Source organism: Paenibacillus sp. W4I10, assembly GCF_030816325.1.
In the GTDB taxonomy this organism is placed as follows: domain Bacteria; phylum Bacillota; class Bacilli; order Paenibacillales; family Paenibacillaceae; genus Paenibacillus; species Paenibacillus amylolyticus_B.
This window is the reverse complement of record NZ_JAUSXX010000001.1, coordinates 3,143,655-3,167,073: the sequence shown is the minus strand read 5'-3', so window position 1 is coordinate 3,167,073 and position 23,419 is coordinate 3,143,655. Positions and strand designations below refer to the sequence as shown.

Below are 23,419 nucleotides of genomic sequence, written 5' to 3'. Positions count from 1 at the left end.
CAGGAAGTGAGTGAAATTAATAACGGGGAGACTCCATTAGATAGTTATATACATATTAAAAGTCCGGCAAATCGCTTTGCAGCAAAGTATATTCTGTACAATCAAGTGGATGACGAACTGTCTTCGACCCTAATAGCTGCTACAAGAAAAGTGTCCGAGATCGTCTCCAGTGTATCCGTACGTGTCAGACGGTCACAGGAATTGAGCAATTCGCTATATGTGATGTACAGGTCGCAAGGAGAACTGAACGCAACCATTCAAGCGGCATCCAAAGTTGATCTCGAAGGCATGTTGTACGTTCGGCCACATAACCGTGCACACGGCAAATATGAATTACTGGAAGCACCGCGTGTAACTGTTAATCTTAAGCCTGTTGCTGATGCAACCACGCGAAGTTCAACTCACTTACAGACGATCAACTTTGGTGATACACAGCGTATGATGATCGGTAGAGACGAGATAGAGCAATTCGAATCATTTATACATTTCGGTGATTTGGATACCAGAATACCTGATCTGTTATATTTGGAAGACGCTAAATTGAGGTTATATTACACAGGAACCCTGGCACCAGGATCACACATTGAGCTGCATCAGCCTGATACGTTGTGGCGTGAGTACGGGATTACGTATGCGAACAGACCTCAGTCCATTCAGCTCTTATCGTCCAATTATGTCATTGATACGACTGAACGTTATGTTGAGTTTGATATGATGGCATTACTCCAAATGTGGAGAGAAGGTATTCTTTCAAATGTTGGAATGATTATTCAGTCTAGTGGTAACACGCCGATATATTTCAACACTCGTGAGTCTTCCAAACCACCTGTTTTGCAGATTAGATATATCACTTCTCAAATCTATTCCATCGGTCGAACCGAAATTGAAAGTGAAGTTTTTATTTATGGTGCAGGTCGCAAAGATATAGCTTCATCGTTAGTTGTACACAGTGATATTGGGCTAGATTGGCTCAAATCTCAGTTGTACGTCCACCGCTATGAGGATCACATGCATCAGGATATACCTCAAGTAATCGCGGTCAGCCGTCCAGATCTGGATATAGATCTGACAATAGCTAAACGTATAGATGCGGAACTGGTTTCGAACATTTCTATTGCTGAAAGTAGGACAGAAGAGAAGGAAACATGGGTTGCTGTTTCTAAACCCGAGCTTCATTCGCAGTTCATTACTGCTATACGAACAACTAAGGATACAGACGGTAATCTTGCCATTAGAACAGGTCTGGACGACGAAAAAACTGTAGAAATCGCAGTGTCTCATCCTGACTTGCCTTCAGTTATTACGGTAGATAGACAAATGTCTCTGGTCAGTACGTTAACGATATCACAGTTGTTCGATGATGGACGGGATACCAGTTTAATTGTATCCATACCTGATCTTCATGCTTCATTGGAAGTCTCCAGTTATGTAAAAGTAACTTCAACGTTGGAGTCTTTACTAACGGTCATGTACGACGGTGATTCGACTGTGATTTCGAAGATTATGGTTAATAAGCCTGATCTGAATAGTGTTCTTCAAGTCAGAGCATTAGATCATGATGAGAGGGCAGGCAGTCTTGAGATTCCTTATTTGGAAGAACAGCGTGGGCAATTATATATCTCCAGACCTGATGTGCTTTCCAGTATTGAGGTCAAGTATATGGATGTTTTGGATGGCCACATTAGTATTAAGGAAAGAGAATACTTGGATGGCTATCTTCAGGTACGAGAGTGGAAGGATATGCAGTCTACGGTAGATGTGAGACAGATTGTGGATATGGCTACTGAAATGACAATTTCCAAGCCTGATCTGGCCGCGTATGTCCTACCAAGAGTTATTGCGAATGAAGAGTTAGATTCGATCACAAGTATCCGTAAACGGGATGCCAGTGATTTAGTAACTACAGTGATTGTGAAGAGTCCAGGGAATCAAGCGTATTTTTACATTTTATAAAATAAGTTAACTATCAAAGAGGGCATTGGCCCTCTTTTTTTGCGTTTAGGTTTGCCCAACTCTAAGCATCTGTACTTTATTGTGTAACAGTCGTCTTCTCGTTATGATACAATGTGTTCATCACATATTAAGGAATGAAGACCATGCGTCAAGAGGACAGCGTATTTGAACAGATTATGAAGCAGAAGAGGTTGAAGCCGATTAAGCCTGAAACCAATAGACTTCAATTCAAATCAATACATAAAAAGAAACTAGCTCAGGAGCAATTAAGTGAAATGGATGTCCAATTCCAAAAGTCGGTAGCTGAATCAATAGACCGCAGTGTACTTCATAGACGTGTACTGGGAATTAGAAGAGAGTTAACGGAGATAAGGAAATTAAAGAATGATGAGCATATGTTTTAAGGTATACCCAATTTGACTCACCTTGGGCAATACTTTATTCCGTTTCCATATGGTGTGAATTGGATTTATATTCTATTATAACCAGTTAAATTTATGATAGCAAAGACGTAGAAAAAGATATAGTTGCAGGTGCGGTTGCTTTGGAATCTAATTGCGTGAGGGTCAAAAAATAAACATTTCCACCTCTTGAACAGAGTTAGTTGATTGATCATAGTGGTGATTATACACTTGGGCCCTCTGTATTTTATTTTCTTGCGACATATCAATTTATTGATTATTTCTAATAGCTTTATCTGAAAGTGGAGAAGAACGAACGACAGTTTCTCTATTACTACTACAGTCTCTTTTCGGTGATTTCTTTTTGTTGTTTTCTACATCCACAACCATGTTTAGGATTGGTCTTCGTGTTCGTACTTAAAGTTGTTAGAGGAGAGTCTGCCTGAATCTTATAATAATAGTTATATGGTTCAAATGAGATAGACGTAAAGAAACAAATAGAATGTAAAATGAAAGATTAATTTTATGATGATATTTAAGTCCTATTTCAAGCAGGGTGAAATGGTAATTATTCAAAGACATTAGTCATTATTTACTATATAATTAGCAATGTAAATAGTACATTAGGAGGTAGTGTTTTGAAGTTGTTAAGAATTTTAGCTTGGTTATTTGTTCCTTTCATTATGATTTTTGTGTCATGGAAGAAGCTTGGCAAGGTTGCGAAAATCGGCGGTGCTATATGGGCTGGCTTTATTTTATTGATAATTGTGATACCAACTGAGGAAAAGCCAAACGTGACAGCAACGGCAGAAACAGATGCAGTGGCCTTACAGGAAAAAGCACCAAAAGTGGAAAAGGCAGTTGCTGTGGTTGATACAAAAACCGAGAAAAAAGATGATCAAAAGGCTAAAGAAGAGGCTAAGCTGAAAGACGCAACTGACGCTGCTGCTAAAAAAGCCAATCAAAAAGAAGTATTAGAATTTGAAAAATCTGTTTATGCATTAGAAGAGACTATGTCTCCAATTATGAATACATATCAAGAAGCTATGACAGGTTTGGGAAATGGTACGGTTGACATCTATACTGTCTATGAAGCAACAGAAAATGCACAGAAGGCCGCTAAACACTTGCAGAGCAAATTCTATAATTTAGATGTTCCAGAAAATCTCCCTAAAGATGTGAAACAAATGCTGAATGCAACGGCTTCGAACTTGAGTACGGCCTATTATTCTAAAGGTAAAGCATTCGATGCAGTTCTTGAGTTCTTGGACGATCAGAAGCCCAGCCATATGTCCAAATTTAAAGAAGAAATCTCTATGGCAGATTCATTTGTAATGAAGGGTATTTTGAAATTAATGGAAGCAAAAACTGCTGTTGGATTAGAGGTAGATTCCAAATAGTTTAATATTAGAATAAGAATGAGATGCCCGTTATAGGGCATTTTTTCTTTTTATTGTGAAAAACTATATAAAAGATTAATTTTAACAATAACTAAGCAGTCCTAATAGATTGCTTTATTTATTTTATGAGAGAATGAAAAGACGTCCACTTCGTACTATATCGCATTTTTTATCCTGTTAGAAAGTTGCCTCGTCTCTGAGGTGGCTTTTTATATTCCAATGAAAGCATAGTTCTACTAACTAAGTCTGCGAGGGGAATTACCAACAACATATTTGAACTGTAAGTACCTACATTTTCTCAAACACGGCAGGTGTCCACACGACAATCCAGAATGAAGCATACAATTATCGTGACCTGTGGAAGAGGAGGTGGATCGGGAAATTATGGTGACGATGGAGCCCATTGTAGTTGGAGAGCATGTATTGGTAGGGGTAGAAGTCAAGCTGCCCAAAACAACATTGTTGACCATTAACACATCCAAAGGATATATCATGTGCGGAGCACTCGACGTGGGATTACTTAATGAGAAGCTCGGGGATCGCAAAATTATTGCGGCTCGGGCGGTTGGTGTGCGTACACTGGAGCAATTGTTGCATGCACCTATGGAGTCGGTGACAACAGAAGCCGAGGCCATGGGCATTACGGTTGGAATGACGGGTGTAGAGGCTTTGTTGAAAATGATCTAAGACGCTAAAGAAGGGCTCCCCATATGGGAAGCCCTTCTTTAGCGTCTTAGCGTTCTAATACAGAGCCGGGCACATCAGTAGCCACTAGCTCTACACACGAACTTTTTTCTTGAATACTCTTATTAAATTAAGCTTCTTCCTTCGCGAACAAGGCAGCCAGATTTTCTTGGAAAGGTGCGCGAACAACGCCTTTCTCCGTGATAATAGCTGTTACATATTCGTTAGGCGTTACGTCAAATGCTGGATTGAATACCTTGATACCTTGCGGTGCGGTACGTTTGCCAAATCCTTCAGTCACTTCCTCCGCAGCCCGTTCCTCAATCGGAATAAGATCTCCGGATGGAGTAGACAAATCGATGGTTGACAATGGGCTCGCTACATAAAACGGAATATTGTGAGCCTTGGCAAGCACGGCTACGCTGTAGGTTCCGATTTTGTTAGCCACATCCCCATTCGCAGCAACACGATCTGTTCCGACGATAACGGCTTGAATCCAGCCTTTGGACATCACCATGCCTGCCATGTTATCACAGAGCAGCGTAACGTCAATGCCGGCTTGCTGTAACTCAAATGCAGTCAGGCGTGCACCCTGAAGTACGGGACGAGTTTCATCTGCAAATACCTTTAGGTGAATGCCACGTTCCTGTGCGAGATACATTGGAGCAGTTGCCGTACCGTATTTCGCCGTAGCCAGTCCACCTGCATTACAGTGAGTGAGCACACCCATACCATCTTCGAATAAAGGCAGTGCATTCTCGCCGATCATGCGGCATACTTCTTCGTCTTCCTTCTGAATTAACAGAGCTTCTACTTCAAGAGCATCATTGCCCTCATCCAGGCTCAGGCCGGATTCAACGACCTCATTTGCTTTTTGCATCATGCGATCCAGTGCCCAGAACAGGTTCACCGCTGTTGGACGGGAAGTAGCCAGATGAGCACATATGGATTTTACGTGGTCCAACCAACCTTGAATGGTCGTTCCGTCATATGATTTGGCACCCAATACAACACCAAATGCAGCAGCAATACCAATCGCCGGAGCACCGCGTACTTTCATGGAGTGGATGGATTCCCATACTTCCTCGGGTGTATACAGTTTCAACATGAGGATCGTTTCGGGCAGCAGACGCTGGTCAAGCATTTCAAGCTTGTCCTTTTTCCAGATGAGAGAGGACAGAGGCTGATATTCAGGGGTTGTCATGGGTGGTACCTCCGTTCCTTATGTTAAACCTTAGTAGTAGTAACAGCTGTGGATACAATATCCATTACTTCGCCGATGGTATTCAAGCGACGATTGTTCTTGATCAATGCTTTACCAATGGACAACGCTTTACGCTGAGCATGTTCACGTTCAGTCGCATTTGGAATGGTATCTATATCCGCCACGTGAGCGAGTCCCACGATACGACGAACCATTTTGGCACCTGCGAAGCCGATCGAATCTCTGAACAATTGTTGCACATACAGATTCTGATAGCCTGGCGTTTTTGCCATCGGATCAACGAGGTCGTTAACCCAGAGGGCACGGAAACGAGATTCGAATTCAGTCCATACATCACGAACCATATTCAGCATAAGCGTCTCACGCTCACGCAAAGCAGTCTCATCCTGAATCCATCCTGGCAGGGATGCGTAATTCAAGAGCAGGTTCGCGAGGACTGCACCGACATCGAATCCCATGGGGCCGTAATATGCAAATTCGGGATCGATGACCTTTGTTGATTCAGGTGTAACAAAAATACTGCCTGTATGCAGATCTCCATGAAGCAGTGCCTGCCCATGTGTCAGGAATTTTTCCCGTAGTAATGCCACTTCAAGGTGAAGCTCTCCATCTGTGCGAAGGGCTTCGGCCTCGTCTTCAATGGAAGCATCATAATTATTTTTCTCGGCGATCCGATAGGGTTCATCAAAGATCAGATCCTCCGTTATTTTGCATTGGTCCGGATTAATGAATCTGCCCTGTTTTTCCTTCTTCAATTGCTGATCCATGCCCAAGTCGGATGTGAAAAACAGCGTTCTTGCCATGAATTCCCCAATATGCTGTGCAAAAAGAGGATAGGAAACACCTTCGATCAGGCCTTTGCGCATGATCACATGATCACTCAGATCTTCCATAACCGTTAACGCGAGGTCGTCATCGTAATGATACACTTCGGGTACCATCCCTGGACACAGACGATATTCCTCCTGAAGAATTTCACGTTCAATGCGGGCACGTACCAGAGAGAGCGGCCATGATTCTCCAACCACTTTCGCATAAGGAAGCGCCTGTTTGATAATGATACTTTTATCGGAGTTCTGATCCGTGATGTGGAATACCAAATTCAGATTGCCGTCGCCGATCTCGTGACAATCCAGATTTGCATCTGCCGCAAATGGACCCGGTAATGTTTTGGCCAGTTCAATTGCATCCTGGGGGGTAAATGGGCGATATTGGGACAAAGGTGCCACCTCCATATATATGAAGAAACAGGAAAACCCACTTCTTTGCTTGGTGTATGTCAGTATATCGGAAATAGCGCGGTTTTTGAACTTTTTTTTGAGACAAGTCAAGTTGATCCTGATTCGAACTTCCGGTTCAAGGGTAAAAACAAATAGGCCGGACGGTTGAGAGAAACGCCGTTAGCAAGCCTCTCCGCTACGTGCGGTGAAACATTATTAACTCTCTGTTATGCATTGCGGGACAACCTGCTTACCACGGTATGACAGACTAATTTTAAATAAAGGATGGGATTAATATGGCTACAAAAAACAAAACAGATCAAGCAAAATCGGTGGAACAAGTACTTAATCGTCAGGTAGCTAACCTGAACGTATTGTATGTTAAAATCCATAACTATCACTGGTACGTTAAAGGACCTAACTTCTTCACGTTGCATGTGAAATTCGAAGAGTTCTACAACGAAGTTACAGTACAAATGGATGAAATCGCAGAGCGTATCCTTACGCTGAAAGGTAGCCCAGCGGCTACAATGAAAGAGTATCTGGAGCTTTCTTCTATCCAGGAAGCAGCAGGCGGAGAAGACGCGAAGACGATGGTGCAAAACTTGATCGAGGACTTCGCTACACTTTCGAATGAATATCAGGAAGGTATCGAAGTTGCAGATGCAGCTGAAGATCAACCAACATCCGATATGCTGACAGGCTTCAAAGCCGACCTTGAGAAACACATGTGGATGCTTCGCTCTTTCCTGGGTTAATATAGCCAAGATTTTGCCTAATACAAGTGGTTCTCTTACGTAAGCTTTCTGAGCTCGGATCTTTGTTGTCAGAAACGCCATGAGCGTCTATACTGCTGACAAGAACGATAGGGGAGGGAACCACTTATGTTAGAACCAACGATACCGGCTTTAAAAGAATGGGCTTCTGCAATCAAAGCACTGGAAACGGGTCGCCAAATTATGGTGATGCGCAAGGGTGGTATTGTCGAGGAAACCCGACATTTTGAGCTGAAAAGTCCGGCGTTTTACCTGTATCCGACTTATGAACATCAGCGTAAAGAACTGATTAAGTCCTCGGATCAATCCTATGTTGAAGAATCACTGGCCGAATGGGTGCCCGAAGCTTCGACAATCCGTATTACTGCATATGCCGAAGTAACGCAGGATCTGGAGATACGAGATCAGGAGATGCTGGATCGACTTCTTGACTTTCATATGTGGACAGCGGATTTTGCCGAAGACCGTTTGAAATGGAAACGGAAAGATCCGCTCCATGTATTGATTTTACGTGTGTACCTTTTGAAAGAACCGATGGAAATCCCCGTACTGCCTGAATATAACGGTTGTCGTTCATGGATTTCTATTCCGAATGGTCCGGTGCCGCGCGAAATGACGCCGGTGGTGGACGTTGCGGATTTTGACGAACAGGTACAGAAGATTAATGAGATGCTCAAATTGTAATATTATTTGTAATATTATTAATGAAGGGGCTTGTCCATAATATGGATAAGTCCTTTTTTTAGATTAGTGTATAGCAGATACGATAAAAGCTTGATTTTCTGTGATTTTTCTCACTGTCTATCTCGGCGGGAGATGTTTTCTCATTTGATTCAATCTGGTATTTATTATAGAATCAGAAAGAATAATGTTTCCTGCAAGGAATATACACTCTGAGGAAATAGCTTGATTATCATTGAGAATCAGTTTAGAATTATTCTAAAGTGTTCTTGCTTTAAGGAATCGAGTACAAGAGAAATTCAGGGGAAGCCCTGTTCAGATATAATAGGTGCTTTTTCGTTTTCGACAGTAAACATCAATTTAATCAATGGAGGGAAACAATACACATGGCTACGAATTTCGTCATTGAAGGTCTGAAAGCGACGATCGAAGGTAAGGAAATCCTGAAAGGCATCAACCTGGAAATGAAAGGTGGAGAAATCCACGCAATCATGGGTCCAAACGGAACAGGTAAATCAACTCTGGCTTCTGCATTGATGGGCCATCCGAAATATGAAGTAACTGACGGTACAATTACACTTGATGGTGAAGATGTATTGGATATGGCTGTAGATGAGCGTGCACGTGCAGGTCTTTTCCTGGCTATGCAATACCCAAGTGAAATTGCAGGTGTTACAAACTCCGACTTCTTGCGTAGTGCAATTAACGCACGTCGTGGCGAAGGTAACGAGATTTCCCTGATCAAGTTCATTCGTCAAATGGAAGGTAAAATGAAAGAGCTCGACATGAACCCTGAGTTCGCTCACCGTTACCTGAATGAAGGTTTCTCCGGTGGTGAGAAAAAACGTAACGAGATTCTGCAAATGATGCTGCTTGATCCGAAAATCGTAGTACTTGATGAAATTGACTCCGGTCTGGACATCGATGCTCTGAAAATCGTAGCAAACGGTGTAAATGCAATGAAGAGCGAAGATCGTGGTTTCTTGATCATCACTCACTATCAACGCCTGCTTAACTACATTACTCCTGACTACGTACACGTTATGATGCAAGGTCGTATCGTGAAATCCGGCGGACCTGAACTGGCACACCGTCTGGAAGCTGAAGGATATGACTGGGTTAAGGAAGAGCTGGGAATTACAGACGAAACTGTAGGTCAAGAAGCGTAAAGACAAAACGGAGGAGGATTAATTAATGACTACACAAACAATTCTTCCGGTTGAATCTGAAGCGCTTCGCGCCTTGTCGGAAAGCAACAATGAACCCGGCTGGTTGACCGAACAGCGGCTCGAAGCTTTAAAGCTTGCGAGCGGGCTTGCGCTTCCTAAACTGGAAAAACAAAAAATCGAACGCTGGAATGTCAGCGAGTACGGAACATATAAAACAAGTGAAGCTATTTCTTCTTTGACAGAAGTACCTGCTTCTATCAAAGATCTGGTTCAGGATCAAGCTGAAGGCAGTCTGGTTATCCAGCGCAATTCCGGTACGGTATACTCCAAGGTGTCTGCTGATCTGGCAGCAAAAGGAGTTATCTTTACGGATCTGGCTACAGCGGTTCGCGAACATGGCGATCTGGTAAAACCATATCTGAACACAGCGGTGAAAGCGGATGAGCATTCTCTCGCTGCATTGCATGCGGCACTTTGGAATGGCGGGGTCTTCCTGTATGTTCCGAAAAATGTCGAAATCGAAGTACCACTGCAAGCAGTGTTGCTTACGGATGACGCTTCTGCAACGTTTGCACCTCACGTGCTTGTAGTTGCAGAAGCAAACAGTTCAGTAACTTATGTTGATAACTATGTATCTGGCGAATTGTCCGCACCTGTTTTCCATAATGGTGTTGTGGAAGTATTCGCAAAATCTGGTGCTAAAGTACGTTTTGCATCGGTTCATCAACTGAGTGTGAATGTAACTGATGTTTCATTCCGTCGTGCAGTGTTGGAGAATGATGCTTCCATCGAGTGGATCGTTGGTGAAATGAACAATGGCGATACAGCGAGCAACACGATGACCGTACTGAAAGGCAATGGATCAAGTTCTGATTCCAAAGTCATCGCTGTAGGTTCCGGTTCGCAGAAAATCAACTACACCACAGAAGCTCGTCACTTCGGCAAGAATACACCAAGTCAGATGATTACACGTGCAGTTATGCGTGAAGAAGCTTCTGCAATCATCAACGGGATCACGAAGATTGAGAAAGGCGCTACCAAAGCCGATGGACAGCAGACAGAGAAAGTGTTGATGCTGAGCCCTAAAGCACGTGGAGACGCCAACCCAATCCTCCTTATTGATGAGGATGATGTAACAGCAGGTCACGCGGCTTCTGTTGGTCAAGTCAATGCCGAGCAGATTCATTACTTGATGTCGCGCGGAATTAACCGTACGGATGCCGAACGCCTGATCATCTATGGCTTCCTGGCTCCGGTGGTGGCGGATATTCCTCTGGAAGCACTGCGCACCCAATTGCAGTCCCTGATTGAGAAGAAGCTGGGACAATGAACCCGTCCATTCGCGAGCAGTTCCCGATCCTCCACCAGGAAATTAACGGACACCCGCTCGTATATTTAGATAGTGCTGCGACTTCACAGAAGCCTCATGCTGTGATCGAAGCAGTCAAACATTATTATGAGTATGAGAACTCCAACGTACATCGCGGTGTTCATACCCTTGGAAGCCGTGCAACCGATGCTTACGAAGGCGCACGTGAGAAGGTAGCCAAGTTTATCAATGCCCGTAGTACACAGGAGATTATCTTTACTCGCGGGACAACGACAGCCCTGAATCTGGTGGCTTCATCATATGCCCGCGCCAATTGCAAAGAAGGCGATGAAATTGTTATCACGCAAATGGAGCACCATAGTAATCTGATTCCTTGGCAGCAGGTTGCCAAGGAGACAGGTGCAACATTGAAATACATTCCACTTCAGCCTGACGGTCATATTGAATTGGCTGATGTCGAGAAGACGATTACGAACAATACTAAAATTGTAGCAATCGCTTATGTATCCAATGTTATGGGTCTGATCCATCCTGTGAAACAAATTGCTGAAATTGCACACCGCAATGGTGCTGTCATCGTTGTTGATGGCGCACAAAGTACACCTCACATGAAGGTGGACGTTCAGGATCTGGACTGTGATTTCTATGCATTATCCGGTCATAAAATGTGCGGACCAACCGGAATCGGTGCACTCTACGGCAAAAAGGCGCTGCTGGAGTCCATGGAACCAATTGAGTTCGGCGGTGAAATGATTGATGATGTGGGTCTGTACGAATCCAACTGGAAAGAACTTCCCTGGAAGTTCGAAGGTGGAACCCCAATTATCGCAGGTGCGGTAGGATTGGGAGCTGCCATTGATTTTCTGGAACAGATTGGTATGGATGAGATCGCACATCATGAGAGTGTGCTGGCAGCTTATGCAACAGAACGACTGGCCGAGATCGATGGGTTAACCATCTATGGCCCAGCGAAGCGGCATGTGGGTGTTGTTACCTTTAATCTGGGGGATGTTCATCCGCATGATGTGGCAACCGTGCTGGATGCGAGTGGCGTAGCCATTCGTGCCGGACACCATTGCTGTCAACCGCTAATGCGCTGGCTTGAAGTTAGCTCAACAGCTCGTGCCAGCTTCTATCTATACAATAACGAACAAGATGTAGATCGGCTTGTCAGCGCCTTAATCCAGACAAAGGAGTATTTTGGCGATGCAACTTGATGATCTGTACAGACGTGTTATAATGGACCACTACAAAAACCCGCGTAACCGCGGAACATTTGATAATGACGCTGTCACGGTGAATTTGAACAATCCAACGTGCGGCGACCGGATTTCACTGCAAATTTTGCTGAAAGACGGAATCGTTCAGGAAGCCAAATATACGGGTGAAGGCTGCTCCATCAGCATGTCCTCTGCATCGATGATGACGGAGGCTGTCAAAGGCAAAACGATGGAACAGGCACTCGATATCGCTAACCGTTTTTCCTCACTGATGAAAGGTGAAGAAGTCGATTTCGACGATTATGAAGATCTCGAAGCCCTATCCGGTGTGAACAAGTTCCCTGCACGCATCAAATGTGCCACTCTGGCCTGGAATGCATTACGCAAAGGGATTGACGAAGAGAACAAAGTACAATAACGATAGGGAGGTAGAGCAAGATGGCTAAAAAAGCACCAGAAATGGAAGAGTACAAATATGGTTTTCGCGACGAGCACAAATCCATCTTTCAAACCGGTAAAGGTCTGACTGCAGAAGTGGTTACCGAGATTTCCAAGATTAAGAATGAACCGGAATGGATGTTGGAATTCCGTTTGAAATCCTTGAAACAATTTGAAAAGATGCCAATGCCGAAATGGGGCGGAGATCTCGACGGATTGGATTTCAATGAAATTCAGTATTATGTACGTGCTTCTGAAAAACAAGGTAAAACATGGGAGGAAGTTCCTTCCGAAATCAAGGAAACCTTTGATAAATTGGGTATCCCTGAAGCTGAGCAAAAGTTCCTTGCAGGTGTATCGGCTCAGTATGAATCCGAGGTTGTATACCACAACATGCAAAAGGAATTGGAAGACCAAGGTGTAATCTTCATGGACACGGATACGGCTCTCAGAGAGCATCCGGAAATCCTGCGTGAATATTTTGCTACAGTTATTCCGCCAGCAGATAACAAATTTGCTGCATTGAATAGTGCGGTATGGTCCGGAGGAAGCTTTATCTACGTGCCTAAGGGCGTTAAATGTGAAGTGCCTCTGCAAGCCTACTTCCGGATTAACTCCGAGAATATGGGACAATTCGAGCGTACACTCATCATTGCGGACGAAGACAGCTTCGTTCACTATGTAGAGGGCTGTACAGCTCCAATCTACAGCACGAACTCACTGCATAGTGCGGTCGTTGAGATCATCTGTAAGAAAAATGCCCGTGTTCGTTACACAACGATTCAAAACTGGGCACCAAACATCTACAACCTCGTTACGAAACGTGCGGTTGCAGAAGAAAATGCAACAATGGAATGGGTCGATGGTAACATCGGTTCCAAACTGACAATGAAATATCCAGCGGTTGTACTGAAAGGCCGTGGAGCTAAAGGTTCCGTACTCTCCATCGCTGTAGCTGGTAAAAACCAGCATCAGGATGCAGGTGCGAAAATGATCCACTTGGCTCCGGATACAACATCTACGATCGTATCCAAGTCCATCAGTAAACATGGTGGTAAAGTAACGTACCGTGGTTTGGCTTCCTTTGGACGTCAAGCTGAGGGCGCGAAATCCAACATCAAGTGTGATACACTCATTCTTGATAATGAGTCCACATCGGATACAATTCCTTACAATGAAATCATGAATGATAACATCATGCTGGAGCATGAAGCTACAGTATCCAAAGTGTCTGAGGATCAGCTCTTCTACCTGATGAGCCGTGGTCTGACTGATGCAGAAGCAACACAGATGATTATCATGGGCTTCATTGAGCCATTCACGAAGGAATTGCCAATGGAATACGCCGTTGAGATGAATAGATTGATTAAATTCGAAATGGAAGGCTCCATTGGTTAATCCAATGCAGCGCCTTTCGAGCCGTGAAGCTGAAGCTAGCTGCTGATGTTAAGCGGTAGATATAATTTCATGTGATCGCTTATGAATAAAAGATCAAGGGAGATACTCCCTTGATCTTTTTTTGTTGCCCAAACAAGACGATGAGTAAGTGGTATGTGGGATCAATGGGTCAGATATTTCTGACTGAAATCCAGAGCTACCGTTTGGAAAATCAAACGTTTGTTGACCCGAGTGGGAAGCAACTCTCTGATCATTATCCGATTACAGCGGAATTTGTGTACAGCACATCTTCTCAGTACCAACTAAGTTCAACAATCGGAGGGTCTGGAGGAACTGGGTTTAATGATCTAAATCATATTCCGGAGTCCAGACCTAGCTCAGTGGTGCTTAACTCGGGCAATCGTGTAGACGGCATTTCAACGCTGTACAGGGATGGAACGAACCTGGCACATGGTGGTCAATCCAACATTGCCACACTGAACTTGGCAGACGGAGAGTACTTAACCGAGGCAACAATTGGTCAGGGGACACGTAATGGAGATAAACGGATCTTTTACGTGGAGTTGTCCACCAATCTTGGAAACAAAGTTGAAGGCGGACAAAAGACATCGGATCAAATTATACTTGAGGCACCAGCAGGGTGGTATATAGCCGGATTTTATGGAAGAGCAGGACAGGAATTGGATCAGCTAGGGGTCATATACAGACCTCTCAATTAGGAGTGTGTAGTGGTTAAAATAAAAACGTAGTATATGTAACTGATAGAAGAATTATATTAGTACAGCGCCGCTTGGAATATACGTTGGAGAGACCATAAGGTTTCCCTAATGATATTCTGAGTGGTATTTTTGTGGAATAAAATAAGACCAATAGCACAAGCCATTTCATAGATTTAAGCATTTAATGATAGAAAAGGATGTGAGTGTATGAGCGTAAACCCTTTCGAGGGCTATCGGATTACAAGTTCATTCGGCTATCGAATTCATCCTATTCATGGTGGACAGACATTTCACCGCGGGATTGATCTCGTGACAGAGCCTTGGAATGGCCCCGTCTATGCCTTTATGGAAGGTAGGGTACGTTTTGCTTCCGAAGGAGTTACAGGCTCCGGATTCGGCGGTTACGGGCTTACAGTTGCCCTTCAAGATCATCGTGGCTACTTGCATTGTTATGCTCACCTTTCACGTATTGCTGTAAGTGTTGGACAGCAGGTGAAGCGAGGCCAGCTTGTCGGTAATCAGGGGAGCACGGGTCAGAGTACTGGTCCGCATGTACATTATGAGATTCGTAAAACAAGTGCACCATCTTACGGATATACAGCCAGCGAAGATGGTGTGACGGAACCGGGTGCGTATTTACAGTCCGAATACGGAACTGCATCTCAGGAACAGGAGGCTCCGCCGATGACCACTGAGCAGAAGAAAATGTTTGAAGCCATACAGAAAACGCTGGAGATTCAAGGGGGATGGATTCAGCAACAGGAGCAACTATCCAATATGGATTGTCCCGCATGGGCGCAGCAAGCATTTGATTATTATCGACCGTTTATTATGAACGACAAAGGCAGTTATGAATTTTGGAGATTACTTGTTATCATGTACCGCAAGGAAAAAGGCATCCAGGTTCATTCGGATTCCGACACATAGATTCCTGCAAAGAACAAGGGAGTAGCAGAAGGCTGATCCACTCAGGTAGATGCAGACAGACAACCCTTTATCGAATGTTGCCTGTTCGCCCGGTTCATTCCACCGGAAACGTCATATGTTAGGGTATACCTGATGAAGAGGAGGCAATCACATGAGCGAAGTAGGATATGGCTGTGGTGGCAACGTAGGCGGAGTAGGCGGCGTTGGCGGGTACAATATGTTCACAAACACTGGTGCAATCTTGGTACTGTTCATTCTGTTGGTTATCATCACAAAAGCATTCTGCGTGTAATCCAACATGATTGAATCGGAATAGACAAAAGGGAAGCCGATTACGGCTTCCCTTTTGTCATATGCCAACCTATGAGTTGGTTATTTCAGTTACCTATGGGCTTCTTCGTATACATGCTCTGTACAATGAACAGTTACTGTACATAGATCTCAACGATAGCAATATCTCTTTCTTTCGCTAAATCGATAAAGGCCGTAGAGGTCTGAACGAGTGGTCGGAAATAATCCGCAGGATTATTCATGACAATGAGTCCCGTCTGACCCGTGGTGAGCAGAACCCTTTTACCGATAAAATTAGGCAGCATATGCTTGATCAGTTCCTGCGTTGCTTCAGCATTTAACTGACCAAAGCTGAGGCTGTACAGTTCACATAGAACAGAGATCAGTTCCTGTTTGGTCTGGTACACCCGATTCGTCGTCATGGCGCTGTAAACGTCTGCTACAGCCGTTATACGGGCATATGGGTGGATCTCGTCTCCTCGCAGTCCATGAGGATAACCACTACCATCCTCGCGCTCATGATGCTGAAGTGCAACCGTTGCCAGAATTTCATCCTGCGTGGATTCTTTAATGATATCGTACCCATAGAATGTGTGTTTCTTCATTTCGTCAAATTCTTCCGTGGTCAATTTACCAGGTTTATGTAACATTTCAGAAGGAATCTTGGACTTGCCGATATCATGAAGATATCCTGCTTTGGCTACCGTTAGACATTCCTCGGGGTTGTAACCCATCCAGCCGGCGATATAAAAAGCGAGCATTCCGACTTGCAATGAATGGTTGTACGTATAATCGCTATCCCCGTCCAGCATAAGCAACAAGGAGACAACATCCTTTTGTTTTTCCAACTGTTCTGTTAGGGTAAACAAAATCTCATCGACCTGTGTCTCATCAATAAAACCCTTCTCCATCGCTTGTTGAAATAGAGATTCAGTACCTTTGATCGTATCGTTAAACAAGTTAGTTAACAGACGGGTTTGATCGGAAGGTAAGGTTTGTGCATCAGAGTGTAGGTCGGATGTTGTGTGTTCTACATCTGCGTACTCGATTCCATGTTGCAACAGTTTGGATAAGTCATCTTCACTGAGGGTGGAACCTTTCATCAGCATGTGGAGACCCGAACTGTTGTATACATCATTTTTTAACAGGTCACCCGGTTTAAGATCAGTAACATGCACTCTCACGTATAAACCACCTTTTCTCGACTAATATCGACACATATAATTATAATAACAAGAAAAAAATGGGTTGACAACGACTTATTTACTATTAACCCACTCGGTCTAAAGGTGTAAAGGCTCATTGTTTAGTTCTCCATGGGGTTCCATGGTCCTAATTGATGTCCCTTCCATTCAGATCCATCTTCCCAAATTTCCTTTTTCCAGATCGGAACGGTCTGTTTGAGTCTCTCTATGGCGTAACGGCTTGCATCATAACAGTCGTTGCGATGAGGCGAGGAAACGGCAATGACTACACTAATCTCTGCCACATCTACTTTCCCAATTCGGTGACTGATTGCACATAACACACCAGGCCAGCGATCGGAGATTTCCACACCAATGGCCGCCATTTGAGAAAGAGCCATCGGCACATAGGCCTCATATTCAAGATGAACGGTGCGCTGTTCACCGGTCATTTCACGAGTCGTACCTACAAAAGTAAGAGCTGCCCCGTGATTCGGGGTAATCACTAGCGCCGTTGTTGCTTCCACGGACAAGGTGGACTCTGTGATCAGAAATAAGCCATCTTCAGTCCGATGCTCTGGGATGGCAGAGCGAAGTTTTTCATCAGATATATCCGTACCATCGCCTCCAGAGACGGGAGGGATCAACGCAAGTTCATCTTCTGAGCTAAGTATAGTATCGGCAGGAGCGTACTGCTGGTTAACTGCCAAAAAGGATGTCCTTATCTGAGAAGCTGCCTCTGGGTAGGCCAGACTCAGTTTTTCTTTTAAATCGGCAGCGGTTGGAATGTCTCCAATGTACTCAAACTCCAGAAGGGATGTATTTAAACGTTCTGCAATGCCTGCAAATAGTTGAATTGTCAATTTCATAGATATGACTCACCTCTTTTTGATCTCTAAACCCTTTAAATATATCATAACGACGCGGAAAATGTTATGCTTATCCATTAGAAGAATGAACGTTTATTGAAGAGCAGGGGAGGCGGTGTGATGAGCACCAGGGAGAAGCAAACGTTAACGATTCTACACACCAATGACATCCATAGCCACTTCGGCTCCATGAGCACCATCGCCGCTATGATCAATGAGGAACGTGACCACGGTGGCAACTTCCTTGTATTGGATATCGGCGATCATATGGACCGGATGGCCGTTGAAACAGAAGGAACACTGGGTACGGCTAATGTTGATGTTATTAACCTGACGGGCTACGATGCCATTACAATCGGTAACAACGAAGGTCTAACCTTTACGCCAGATCAGCTCTCGCAGTCCTACGCTGGACTTCTGTGTCCTGTGGTATGCGGCAATGTTGTGGAGCAAGATACTGGCCTTCCGCCAGTGTGGATGAAACCTTCTCTGATTGTGGAGAAAGGTCCATTTCGCGTTGGTCTGCTGGGGGCAACTGCCCCTTTTACCACGTTTTACGAACTGCTTGGGTGGGATGTTCTGGACCCTGTGGAGTCACTAAGAGCTCAAGTGGAAGCATTACGTGATGAAGTGGATGTGGTGGTTGTTCTTTCACATCTGGGACTTTCGACAGATCGGAGACTGGCGGAGCAGATTACTGGAATTGATGTTATTCTCGGTGGACATACCCATCATGTTCTCGAAGAACCATTAGTCATTGGTCAGACCGTGCTGGGTGCAGCCGGGAAATTTGGTCAATGGCTTGGGAAAGTGGTACTCGAACGAACAAGCGTGGGAGAACCTCTCCAACTGATAAGTAGCGGTTGTATGGCTGCCAAGAGTATATTACTGGATGATCAGGTCGCTCTGGCAATCGCTACAAATCGTACGGAAGCCGAAAGGACACTCAATCAGACGGCAGTGATAACGGATCGGGTGCTGCCCATCGCGTATGACCGGGAATCCCCGTTTGCAACATTGCTTGCACAAGCTGTTCGTCATTTCACGGGGGCACAGCTGTCTCTGGTGAATGCAGGTCAGCTTCTCGGAGATCTTCCACAAGGTAATATTACAAAAGGAATGTTGCATTCCCTATGTCCATCTCCTATAAATGCTTGTACAATATGCTTGAGTGGAAGTCATATTCGTGAAGCACTTGAGCAGTCCTTGTTGGACGAGTTTTCAGGTAAGCCCATTGTGGGATTTGGTTTTCGTGGTCATATTCTAGGCACGTTATGTATGGACGGAGTGGAAGTTCAATACAATCCACATGCGCCAGCCTATGAGAAGATTCAGACCATATCCATCAATGGGGAGCCTATGGACGAACAATGTGAGTATATTGTTGGGACACTGGACATGTTTACGTTCAATGTGGGGTATCCTCCTCTGGCTCATGGAACCCGTACGCTCTATCATCTTCCGGAATTCATACGCGATTTGCTGGAAACGGAAATAAAACGACTAGGGGCTCTGGACGACAGCCTGCGAGCCCGCTGGCATCAAAGCTAAATTAAAGTACTTGCCTTCTGCTGAAGCGGCGGCTAGTGGTAATTACATCTACGGAGCGGGAGAGGATAGGCTGTGCGTTTAGTACATATAAACTTATTGCAGCCTGGCATGAAGCTGGGAAAACGTATTTATAGTGAAGAAGGCCTTGTATTACTTAGTGAGGATGTAGAGCTAACCAGTCGATTGATTGGACGCCTTAAGGATCTCGGGGTCGGTTATGTGTATATTAAAGATGCTGCGACAGAGGACATCATCGTTCCTGAAATGTTGCAGGAAGAGACCCGAAGGAAAGCACTGGTCGAGATCAAACAGCAATTTCAGAGTATGTCAGGACTGAAAACCAAAAATCAGATTCCTCATTTCGGTAAAGCGCTTAGTGGTGTGATGAATGCGATTCTGGAAGACATCGGCAGTCAGAAGGAAGCCATGATTATGCTGATGGACATGAACTCCAGCGATTTTGACCTGTATAACCATTCTCTGAATGTATGTGTGTACACGCTGGTTCTTGGTGTTGCTTCGGGTTACACACGCCAGCAATTAATGGAGATTGGTCTGGGCGCTTTGTTGCATGATATCGGCAAAACACAGATTGCACCAGAAATTTTGCATAAACCCTCCAGATTGAGTGACGAGGAATTCAAAATCATTCAGCAGCACACTACATATGGACACCGTATTCTCAAAGATGAACCAGGTATACCGCTTCTATCCGCGCATTGTGCATTGCAGCACCATGAACGAATTGATGGCAGTGGATATCCCTTTGGTTTGAAAGACAAGGAAATTCATGAATATGCCAAATGGATTGCGCTTGCTGATTCGTATGATGCCATGACAACGAATCGGGTGTACAAGCAAGCCTTGCTGCCGCATCAGGCAGTAGAGGTGTTGTATACAGGTTCAGGAACCCTCTATGAACAACGGATGTTGGAAAAGTTCAGGGATTGTGTTGCGATATACCCAGTAGGAATTTCAGTCAAGCTCAGCACGGGAGAGGTTGGAGTAGTTGCATCAATTCATTCACGTGTTCCTCAACGTCCGCTTATCCGTGTTCTAAAAGATGCGGACGGCCAGACTTTATCTTCGCCTTATGAAATTAACCTGCTGACAGCTCTGTCTGTGATGATCACAGGTGTAGAGGGTGTGGAGGATACACCTTCAGCGGCTCAAAGTGAACAGGTGGAAAGCTGAACAACTTGAAAGATGATTAGCGCTCATGTCGTAATATCCGGGCCGTTTCGTAATTCGGTCCAGAGTTGCCTGAGCGTTCTTTGTCATGTAATGGACAGGGTCTGCGTATGCCGGAGCATTCAAAATTGTGCTATGATAAAAGATAACTCCAAAAAGAAAAACACAAGGTATGATGTAAATAAAACTTTTTAGGTTAATAAAAGGAATAAGGTGAGGAACAATGACCATGCTAAACTCAGGATCGGTACAACCGATGCCTTTATCGCCAACGAATGATCCGTGGGATCCGATCGGCTCTCTGCGTACATATGGACGCCATGTGCTGACCAGTGTAGAAATGACCGTGACACATCTGTGCAATATGAGGTGTGAGCATTGTGCCGTGGGAGATATGCTCACGATGCGTGAAGCGCCGGCTCTCCCGCTTCCTCTGATGCTGAAACGATTGGATGAAGTGGAGCATCTGCAGACAATTAGTCTGACGGGTGGCGAGCCAAGCTTTAGCCAGAAAACAGTGGATGAGATGATTATCCCGCTGCTCAAATATGCCAAGGAACGTGGAATTCGTTCCCAGATCAATTCGAATTTAACACTGGATATCAGCCGGTATGAGCAACTTTTACCTTATCTGGACGTTATGCATATCTCATTCAACTATCTGAATGCTGACGATTTCCATCAAGTTGGATTTGCCAATAGTGGCAGACCTGTGAAACGTGAAGTAGCGGTGAAGATGTATGAGAAAATGATTGAAAATTCACGCAAACTGAGTGAAGCAGGCATGTTTATCTCTGCGGAATCGATGATTAACTTCCGTACGCACGACAAGCTGGATGGTATTCACCAATTGATTCGTGAGATGGGCTGTGTCCGTCATGAAGTGCATCCGATGTATAATTCGAACTTTGCTTCGTCACTGCCCGTGTTATCACTGGATCATATGAGAGCAGCGATTCATCGTTTGCTTGATGTGCGTGACAAAGATATGTGGATGTTATTCGGGACCCTGCCATTCTTCGCGTGCAGTGCAGCAGAGCAGGATCGGGAACTGATCAACCGTTTATACAGCGAACCAAATGTGACGGTACGTAACGATCCGGACGGACGCAACCGCGTTAACGTTAACATGTTCACGGGTAATGTGTATGTGACGGATTTTGCGGATATCCCGGCGTTTGGTAACATTCGTGATCGTAAACTGGATGAAGTGTTCCATGAATGGTCAGCTGAACATCCGTTGAATCAAACGGTCAATTGCCATTGCGATATTGCATCCTGTTGCGGACCAAACCTGCTAGTGGCAGATATGTATTACAAGGGTGTAGATTTCAAATCTAGAAAGGCAATCACACGTTGATATTCCAGGTGTATTCCTGAAATAGATAGAAAAGGGGAGTTTCAACTTGGATATTCATACCGAATTTCATCTTGGACAGCTGGTATTTAATCTGGTCTGTGTCTTTTTGCTCGTATTTTTGAATGGCGTATTTGTTGCAGCGGAATTTTCCCTTGTGAAAGTAAGACAGACACGTTTAACTCAATTGCAGAGTGAAGGAAACCGTTTGGCTGGTTATGCACTGAAGGTGAATAGTAAACTGGATTCCTATCTATCGGCAACTCAGTTCGGGATTACATTGACATCGCTTGGGCTCGGGTGGCTGGGAGAACCAGCCATCTCTGAATTGCTCGTTGAGCCTCTCATGTTTAAGCTCGGTGTAGGAGATACAGGGCTTATATCGACCGTGTCCGTCATTATCGGTTTCTGTATCATTACGTTTCTGCATATTGTGTTGGGTGAGCTTGCGCCCAAATCGTTGGCAATTCAAAAAACAGACGGAGTGGCATTGTTCCTATCTGCGCCCTTGCTGTTGTTCTACAAAATCTTCTTCCCGTTCATCTGGGTACTGAATGTATCGGCTAATGCATTGCTGCGTCTGGCGGGTATCGAACCTGCCAGTGAAGGAGAAGCTCACTCGGAAGATGAACTTCGAATTCTGATGAAGCAGAGTGCCAAAAGTGGTGTCATCGATAAAGATGAGATCAAACTGATGGACAACATCTTTGATTTCTCCGATATGCTGGCACGTGAAGTGATGCTGCCACGTACAGACATGGATTGTCTGTACACGCATATGTCTTTGGAAGAGAACCTGGAGATCATTAATGCAACCAAACATTCCCGGTATCCCGTAGCAGTAGAAGACAAGGATGAGATCATTGGATTTATACACATCACCGATCTGTTGCTGGCTAAACCGGAGCAACAACATGATCTGGCTTCACTCGTCCGACCAATCTTAAACGTTCCTGAATCCATGGAAATCAGCCATGTGCTGCGTCTGATGCAGAAGAAACATTCTCAGATGACGCTGGTTGTGGATGAATATGGCGGCACAGCTGGATTGCTGACTGCGGAAGAAATTCTGGAAGAGATCGTTGGAGACTTGTATGACGAGTTTGAGGATGAGCGTCCGCATATGGAACGCAGTGGAGATTCCTTTTCCATTGATGGTCGTTCGCTTATTGAAGAAGTTCATAAGTGGACCGGAGCCATCATTGAGGATGAAGAAGTGGATACCATTGGCGGATGGCTTTTTAAAGAGCTTGGAGGTAGTCCAGCCAAGGGCAAAACTCGGGAGCTGAATGGATACGTCTTTGAAGTGGAAGAGTCTTCTCGTTTGCGAATTACTCGGGTTCGAGTGTACAAGCAATCTGTTCCTCAAGACATGAATTCGGAAGATCAGTCTACACAATAAACAGACCTCAAAAAGACCTCTGAAAGTACCGCC

General features: G+C 44.6%; 22 protein-coding genes. 18 read left to right on the top strand and 4 right to left on the bottom strand.

What is annotated here, in order from left to right:
• The first annotated feature begins 6 nt into the window (after nt 1-6).
• The 4 genes from QF049_RS14055 to QF049_RS14040 all read left to right on the top strand — a co-directional run bounded on the left by QF049_RS14055 (nt 7) and on the right by QF049_RS14040 (nt 4,441).
• On the top strand, nt 7-1,953 hold the full coding sequence (locus tag QF049_RS14055) for a DNRLRE domain-containing protein (protein WP_307538156.1): 1,947 nt from the start codon (nt 7-9) through the stop codon (nt 1,951-1,953).
• Between the two features lie 134 nt (nt 1,954-2,087).
• Entirely contained in the window at nt 2,088-2,357 is a 270-nt protein-coding gene (locus QF049_RS14050) for a hypothetical protein (RefSeq protein WP_307538155.1), read from the top strand.
• A 635-nt stretch (nt 2,358-2,992) separates the two neighbouring features.
• Nucleotides 2,993-3,754 (top strand): hypothetical protein, encoded by a 762-nt coding sequence (locus QF049_RS14045; RefSeq protein WP_307538153.1) that lies wholly within the window; start codon nt 2,993-2,995, stop codon nt 3,752-3,754.
• Nucleotides 3,755-4,138: 384 nt separating this feature from the next.
• Nucleotides 4,139-4,441: a YunC family protein gene (locus tag QF049_RS14040; RefSeq protein ID WP_017689545.1), complete on the top strand. Its 303-nt coding sequence runs from the start codon at nt 4,139-4,141 to the stop codon at nt 4,439-4,441.
• A gap of 127 nt (nt 4,442-4,568) precedes the next feature.
• Here the strand turns inward: QF049_RS14040 and mtnA are convergent, their stop codons facing one another.
• Nucleotides 4,569-5,642 (bottom strand): S-methyl-5-thioribose-1-phosphate isomerase, encoded by a 1,074-nt coding sequence (mtnA, locus tag QF049_RS14035; protein ID WP_307538151.1) that lies wholly within the window; start codon nt 5,640-5,642, stop codon nt 4,569-4,571.
• 23 nt (nt 5,643-5,665) lie between these two features.
• On the bottom strand, nt 5,666-6,883 hold the full coding sequence (gene mtnK / locus QF049_RS14030) for an S-methyl-5-thioribose kinase (RefSeq protein ID WP_307543252.1): 1,218 nt from the start codon (nt 6,881-6,883) through the stop codon (nt 5,666-5,668).
• 296 nt (nt 6,884-7,179) lie between these two features.
• On the opposite strand from mtnK, the gene QF049_RS14025 reads away from it, so the two are divergent.
• The 10 genes from QF049_RS14025 to QF049_RS13980 all read left to right on the top strand — a co-directional run bounded on the left by QF049_RS14025 (nt 7,180) and on the right by QF049_RS13980 (nt 15,833).
• The gene (locus QF049_RS14025) at nt 7,180-7,641 is read left to right on the top strand and encodes a Dps family protein (protein WP_017689542.1); all 462 of its coding nucleotides are present in this window, start codon (nt 7,180-7,182) and stop codon (nt 7,639-7,641) included.
• Nucleotides 7,642-7,767: 126 nt separating this feature from the next.
• Entirely contained in the window at nt 7,768-8,343 is a 576-nt protein-coding gene (locus tag QF049_RS14020; protein ID WP_017689541.1) for a DUF1802 family protein, read from the top strand.
• 383 nt (nt 8,344-8,726) lie between these two features.
• Complete coding sequence (sufC, locus tag QF049_RS14015) at nt 8,727-9,509, top strand: Fe-S cluster assembly ATPase SufC (protein WP_062833524.1); 783 nt, start codon at nt 8,727-8,729, stop codon at nt 9,507-9,509.
• Nucleotides 9,510-9,534: 25 nt separating this feature from the next.
• On the top strand, nt 9,535-10,839 hold the full coding sequence (gene sufD / locus QF049_RS14010; RefSeq protein ID WP_091032628.1) for a Fe-S cluster assembly protein SufD: 1,305 nt from the start codon (nt 9,535-9,537) through the stop codon (nt 10,837-10,839).
• Entirely contained in the window at nt 10,836-12,056 is a 1,221-nt protein-coding gene (locus QF049_RS14005; RefSeq protein WP_047842300.1) for a cysteine desulfurase, read from the top strand. The genes sufD and QF049_RS14005 overlap by 4 nt, the downstream gene beginning before the upstream one ends.
• A complete protein-coding gene (gene sufU / locus QF049_RS14000; RefSeq protein WP_017689537.1) occupies nt 12,046-12,477 on the top strand; it encodes a Fe-S cluster assembly sulfur transfer protein SufU in 432 nt (143 codons plus the stop codon). The genes QF049_RS14005 and sufU overlap by 11 nt, the downstream gene beginning before the upstream one ends.
• 20 nt (nt 12,478-12,497) lie before the next feature.
• Nucleotides 12,498-13,895: a Fe-S cluster assembly protein SufB gene (gene sufB, locus QF049_RS13995; RefSeq protein ID WP_036669904.1), complete on the top strand. Its 1,398-nt coding sequence runs from the start codon at nt 12,498-12,500 to the stop codon at nt 13,893-13,895.
• A 164-nt stretch (nt 13,896-14,059) separates the two neighbouring features.
• Nucleotides 14,060-14,614 (top strand): jacalin-like lectin, encoded by a 555-nt coding sequence (locus QF049_RS13990; RefSeq protein ID WP_307538145.1) that lies wholly within the window; start codon nt 14,060-14,062, stop codon nt 14,612-14,614.
• A gap of 207 nt (nt 14,615-14,821) precedes the next feature.
• Nucleotides 14,822-15,541: a M23 family metallopeptidase gene (locus QF049_RS13985; protein ID WP_307538143.1), complete on the top strand. Its 720-nt coding sequence runs from the start codon at nt 14,822-14,824 to the stop codon at nt 15,539-15,541.
• A gap of 151 nt (nt 15,542-15,692) precedes the next feature.
• Nucleotides 15,693-15,833 (top strand): hypothetical protein, encoded by a 141-nt coding sequence (locus QF049_RS13980; protein ID WP_017689533.1) that lies wholly within the window; start codon nt 15,693-15,695, stop codon nt 15,831-15,833.
• 133 nt (nt 15,834-15,966) lie between these two features.
• Here QF049_RS13980 and QF049_RS13975 read toward each other — a convergent pair whose 3' ends face one another.
• Nucleotides 15,967-17,016 carry an HD-GYP domain-containing protein gene (locus tag QF049_RS13975; RefSeq protein ID WP_091032616.1) on the bottom strand — a complete coding sequence of 350 codons (1,050 nt, stop codon included), beginning with the start codon at nt 17,014-17,016 and terminating at the stop codon, nt 15,967-15,969.
• A 122-nt stretch (nt 17,017-17,138) separates the two neighbouring features.
• Nucleotides 17,139-17,885, bottom strand: a complete 747-nt coding sequence (locus QF049_RS13970) for a molybdenum cofactor biosynthesis protein (RefSeq protein WP_307538139.1) — start codon at nt 17,883-17,885, stop codon at nt 17,139-17,141.
• Between the two features lie 120 nt (nt 17,886-18,005).
• Here QF049_RS13970 and QF049_RS13965 point away from each other — a divergent pair, with 120 nt between their 5' ends.
• The 4 genes from QF049_RS13965 (at nt 18,006) to QF049_RS13950 (ending at nt 23,386) form a co-directional block, all read left to right on the top strand.
• Nucleotides 18,006-19,436, top strand: coding sequence for a bifunctional metallophosphatase/5'-nucleotidase (locus QF049_RS13965; protein WP_307538137.1), 1,431 nt, complete (start codon nt 18,006-18,008; stop codon nt 19,434-19,436).
• A 108-nt stretch (nt 19,437-19,544) separates the two neighbouring features.
• Complete coding sequence (locus QF049_RS13960) at nt 19,545-20,630, top strand: HD-GYP domain-containing protein (RefSeq protein WP_307538135.1); 1,086 nt, start codon at nt 19,545-19,547, stop codon at nt 20,628-20,630.
• A 220-nt stretch (nt 20,631-20,850) separates the two neighbouring features.
• The gene (gene yfkAB / locus QF049_RS13955) at nt 20,851-21,987 is read left to right on the top strand and encodes a radical SAM/CxCxxxxC motif protein YfkAB (RefSeq protein ID WP_091014610.1); all 1,137 of its coding nucleotides are present in this window, start codon (nt 20,851-20,853) and stop codon (nt 21,985-21,987) included.
• A 46-nt stretch (nt 21,988-22,033) separates the two neighbouring features.
• Nucleotides 22,034-23,386 carry a hemolysin family protein gene (locus tag QF049_RS13950; protein WP_124113810.1) on the top strand — a complete coding sequence of 451 codons (1,353 nt, stop codon included), beginning with the start codon at nt 22,034-22,036 and terminating at the stop codon, nt 23,384-23,386.
• Nucleotides 23,387-23,419: the final 33 nt, after the last annotated feature.